Consider the following 5,315-nt stretch of genomic DNA (forward strand, 5'->3'; position numbering starts at 1 on the left):
GAAGGGCTTTGTGCTGCTTGCAAAACGCTGGGTGGTCGAACGCTCCTTTGGCTGGCTGTCTCGTTTCAGACGCCTCGCTCGGGATTACGAGCGTCTCCCCGAAACAGTGAAAGGTTTGCATTTTCTAGCGTTTGCCTTCTTGTTGCTTCACCGCGCAGGATCTCTTCTGGTCCCACTTCAGGCATAAATTCCTAACATGCTCTAAGCCTTAACCTATAATTCCTTAAAGATTTTGTTACTCTTGCAATACAATTTTAATGAATTTATTAATTCTTCATACTAGCTTTAATTTCACATCAATGTGAATCTGGATTAGAGTAACGTTGGAAAAGTAAAGAAAGCTTAATCTCTTTGCTTGGCTGATTGCTGGAGGAAAAATGTTGTAATCCCCCTATATCTAACGTATCGGTATATCCCATAAATGTCTTCTTGCCATCAAATAGGAGTTCAAACATGGCCAATTCTGGCTTTTATGGAGCCAGTGGGTGCCTTATGGCCCTTCTGGTAACCTCATGTGGTTTGTTTTCATCTCCACCACCGCAGACAATTAAAGGTGTTTCTGCTTCCAGTACGGAAACCCAAAGTCAACCTGTACAAAACCCGGGTACTTCTGGTATTTCACTGGCCCCAGGGGTTCTGCTCAACGGAATCACCGCAGGAGGAACCTTCTCAGCTGTCCAAACGTTGGAATTGGTTGATGGGGCAGTGTACGCTGGAAAGGGGTTTGATCTTAAAGGCATCATCAAAGTCAAACCAGAGCAGTTTTCCAGCTCCATGCAGGCCACCACCTGCACTGCACTAATTAATATCTGTCAAGATGGACATCCAATCACCGTCACGAAAACCTTGAATGTGATCGCCCCACCAGTGGTAGCGATGTACGAAGAAACCAGACCAACCCCTAACTTCAAAGTCCTGTCAGGCCCCCTACAAATGTCGGGCAACGACACCTTCATGAAAAAATACGGTCAGTTTCGTAACCTTCTTGTGCAGGGCGACGTGACCTTGAGCGGCATAAATGCCATCAAAGACATGAACATCTTCGTCACTGGCAACATTTCTATCAGCGGGAACCTGGACCTTAGCAACACCAAAGTTAAGAGCACCCACCTGACCCTGAGTGGCAGCAGCACTTTCACCAACAGCGAAATTCTCACAAAATCCATTTCCATTTCTGGAAAAACAAAACTCAACAGGGATATTTTCCTGATCTCACTGCAATCCGTGAAGATCAATGGTGATCTTGATGCTTCAGCCGATGCCAAGATCAGAATCCTGGTCGGTGAGGACTTTCAGCTGAACACCAAAATGACTGAACTACCCGAAGTTCTGCTTTGGTCAGCAGGAAACATCGACCTGCAGCAGCAATTCAAAGGCAGTGGCTTCCTCATCGCTGGAAAGAATATCAACTCCAAAGGGTTGTCTTTAAAGCAGGGCAGCAAAGACCTCTACGGCCGTTTTCCTCAACTCTCTGTGCCTGCGTATGCAGGTTACACAGGAAGAATGAGAGCTAATGTGACTGGTAAGCATTATTTTACACTGACAGCTAGCGAAGGCTCACGTCTTTGGGTCAACGGCCTGTTGCTGATTGACGCCTGGGAAGGGAGCAAAACAGCACAAACCCGTATGCTCACTCTGATGAAAGACCATGAATATGACCTGGAACTGGAAACCAAAGAAGGCGTAAAAGCAGGTGTTATCTGGAATGAGGCGCAAGATGTGACTATCACACCTTCTGAGTTGCCTCAAATCACCCACCTGGCCAACAGCATCAGACTGCTTGAAAACAACCCACTCTTTAAAGGCAGTGGGTTAGAAATTGAACGTAGGGTGGCGCGTGCCATTGTTTACGATCAAGACATTCACTTCATTGCAGCCACCAAAGACAGAGAGGGGCTTGTTTTCTCTTTGCTGTCTCCAGAGAAAGTGTACCTGCTTTATTACGTGTACCAAAACAACTCTGCGTTTCACATCAGAGACCTGATCAGCGGCGCAGATCTGGATCTCACCCCTTACTTCAAAGATCCTTCCAGGTCACTTGATGGACAGATGGACTCGGACAGACTGGCCCAAGAGATCTTCACTCGTTTTTTCAATGGATCCACAAATGCCGAACAGGGCAATCAAGATCTGGTCGCTGGACGTCAGGCGCTTACCAACAAGGTTGACACCAAAGCAATCCAGTGGCAGAATGCCAATGCTTCTCCCAGTTGCTTGATTAAAAATGGACCCTGTGAAGAGAAATACACTGCTTTCTACAATGCATCATTGAACATTTCTAAAAACCTGGCGCTTGATGTTCCTCTTCTGGTCACAGGAGTGGGGCAACTCAAAGCTGCAAAAACCCTTTGGGATGCAGCGAAGGCCATTACTCCATTTCTCACCAAAGTTGGATCAGAACAAGTCCTGGGTTGGGGGGGGACTGGAGGTTCAAACTACCTGAACTTCTTCCCTGCATACGATGCATTCTGGGAATGCGTTCAAGAACACTGCCCAGGCTCTTTGAATGTGGTCCCAGCCAGTTTGAGGCTCTATGCAGTGGTTCGGAGGTCGGTCAGTGGTAAACTGACAGCCACTCCAACGCCAGCTGCGGGAGCCATGAACTATTCAAGATTTACAGCAACATTCACGACAACAAAAGGAAAACTATCCAACTTTCTGGTTGCCATTAACGAATTCGGTAACTATCAAAGGGTTCCCTTCAGTGGTCCCATTGAATTGGGCTTAAACACCGCCATGAACCTTCACAGTGCTGAACTGAATTACACCTTTCAATGCCCCGATCAACCTCAATTGGTCACGGATTCGATCAACATCAAAATCACCAATGGGGATCCTATCAGTGTGCCTGTCGTCATCGAGTGTCTTCCAGACCAGTTGATCCTGGTCAACCCACCCAAGCCTTTGCAGGCCAAAGTGGACCAGAGTGACTCCACTAGCTTCACCATCAAGTTCGACCACCCACAATTAGACCCAGAGCAGGTGGTGTGGACCCTGGTCAAAGATGCCTTGCCCAGCTTCGCCACTTTCGACATCCGTCCAAGCACCGGAATCCTGCGTGGGCAGGACACCTCCACCATTGGCATCACTATGAAATGCTTTGTCCCTGGAGAGGGCACAGTTAAACTCACCATCAACTCCAATTCTGGGTTGGTTCGAGGGGTGCAAGTCCCTGTGGCTGTGAAGTGCGCCCCTGGCAGTGGCCCGAAATTCAGCTTCAAAACCCAGACGCCCCCCACCGTCACCGAAACCCGCCTGCAGTGTCTGCTCGTCACCCGTGTGGATCACAAAGGTGAAATTCGGGTCGCCCTGGACCAAAAAGAAGACTGGATCATCGAATCTTATCAAGTCTATGTGGATGGTGTTCTTATCGGAGAAAACACCACCGGAGAATCCATCTCTGCTGGTCCTTATGGCCCTGGACAGCACCCCATTGAGGCCGTGCTGAAAGCCCACCCTGTACCCACCGCAAGTCTCATCAGCAAGCAATCCATCACTGAGCCCATGACGTTCACTGACACCAGCACCCTGGATGTTCCCCCTCCAACCATCACCTCCTCTCCACAGGAATGCAGACCTGCCCCAGGTGAAGGTTCCATGCCTGGAGAAGGCTCCAGTTATGGTGATCCGCACCTGCTCACCTACGACAACGTGGAGTACAGCTTCCAGGCAGTGGGAGAATTCATTCTGAGCAAATCCACCCTGCCCGGGGACACCTTTGAAGTGCAAACCCGTTACCTGCCCTTGCCTGGAAACAATGCGATTTCCGCCAATGCTGCGGTGGCCATGCGGGTCGGCACTGACCGGGTGGGCGTGTATGCCCCGCCAGTGTACGGACAGCCCCCCATCTTCAAAGTGAATGGTGAAACCGTCACAGCAGATGAACTGGGTCTGTATCACGTCCTGCCGGATGGAGGGGTGCTCTCCTACGACTCCGGGAAACTTCTCACCACCATCCACTGGAAGAATGGTTACCAGGACTACCAGGTCAAGATTCACTTCTATGACCGGATCGTGGGTCGGGTGACGGTCACCGCCCCAGGACAGAAACGCCAGTACCTGATGGGGCTGCTCGGGAACTTCGACACCAACCCGGAAAATGACTTCCAGTTGCGGGATGGCACGGTGCTTTCCAACCCACCTGCTCCAAAAGACCTGTATGCCCGTTTCGGGGAATCCTGGCGCATCACCCCTCAAGAAAGCCTGTTTGACTACAACGCGGGTGAGTCCACCCAGACGTTCACCAATCGCGCCTTCCCTGTCACCCATGTGGGCTTGATTGACCTGACGCCTGAGGACCGCCAGTGGGCAGAGCAGGTGTGCAAAGACTACGGTGTGGTCAGCCAGTACATCCTGGTCAAATGCACCCTGGATGTGGCCCTCACCAAAGATCCCAACTGGGCTCAATTCTCAGTGGGCGCAGATCCTTTCGTGCCCCAGATCACCCTGAGTCCTGCCCGGGTGCGCATGCTGACCGGGGACACCCTGGAACTGTTCGCAGGGGTGTCCTCCATGCTGAAAATCGACAACAACGTGGACTGGTCAGCCACCAATGGAACGCTGACCTCCACCTTGGATCGGCACACCATGCGTTACACTGCCCCGGGTGTGCCAGGAGAGTACACCGTGACAGCAACTTTGCGGTCCGATCCCAGTGTGTGGACCACCGTGAAGATTGAAGTGATGCCCAAGGCTGTGACCACTGTGGGTGCCCTGCAATTGAAACTGAAGTGGCTGGACTTCCCGAGGGATTACGACGCGCATCTGTGGGCACCGTCCAGCGCACCGTACCACCTGTACTATGGACGCCCTGGAAGTAGTGACCTGCAATCGGGTCCTCACATGGTGCTAGACACCGATGACATTGATGGACACGGCCCTGAAACTGTCACAGTGGTCCCCACTGGCACTGGAAAATACGAGTATTGGGTGAACGATTACACAAATGCCTTCGGGATTTATGGCACAGAAGTGGAAGTGAGGGATGATAAAGGGGTGGTGATGACCATTCCATTGCTCGACAGCAACTCCGTCAATGTTCAACCCAATGTTGTCTCAGCTCCTGGTCATTGGTGGCATGTGCTGGACATTGATGCTGCGACAGGAAAAATCACGGTGGTGAACCAACGAGGTGGACTGGCCGAGCCGTACCAGGACACTGATGGGACGTGCAACACACCACCTGTGAGTGTGTTCCACCCTGAGAAAACCATCTGGGAGCCCTGCAAAGATTACGAGGTTCCTGGTGAGATTGTGATCTTCTAACCTTAGGTTCGATATTGAGAAAGTCTCTGAGTCCAGAAGGACTCAGAGAC

2 protein-coding genes and 1 pseudogene are annotated in these 5,315 nt (G+C 51.1%); all 3 read left to right on the plus strand.

The window, feature by feature from the left end:
* A partial coding sequence (locus DC3_RS28530; protein ID WP_146892147.1) for a transposase occupies window positions 1–187 on the plus strand: 187 nt, incomplete at its 5' end.
* Between the two features lie 1,121 nt (window positions 188–1,308).
* A pseudogene (locus tag DC3_RS30220) lies at window positions 1,309–1,659 on the plus strand (PA14 domain-containing protein); the annotation flags it as partial.
* Window positions 1,660–2,736: 1,077 nt separating this feature from the next.
* Window positions 2,737–5,265 carry a VWD domain-containing protein gene (locus DC3_RS28535; RefSeq protein ID WP_246130844.1) on the plus strand — a complete coding sequence of 843 codons (2,529 nt, stop codon included), beginning with the start codon at window positions 2,737–2,739 and terminating at the stop codon, window positions 5,263–5,265.
* Window positions 5,266–5,315 lie beyond the last annotated feature (50 nt).

Origin of the sequence: Deinococcus cellulosilyticus NBRC 106333 = KACC 11606 (genome assembly GCF_007990775.1) — a bacterium.
Classification (GTDB): domain Bacteria; phylum Deinococcota; class Deinococci; order Deinococcales; family Deinococcaceae; genus Deinococcus_C; species Deinococcus_C cellulosilyticus.

What these genes read in the sequence shown, in the direction of transcription:
- DC3_RS28535 (WP_246130844.1), top strand. Translation starts at nt 2,737, where the DNA reads ATGAACCTTCACAGTGCTGAACTGAATTACACCTTTCAATGCCCCGAT.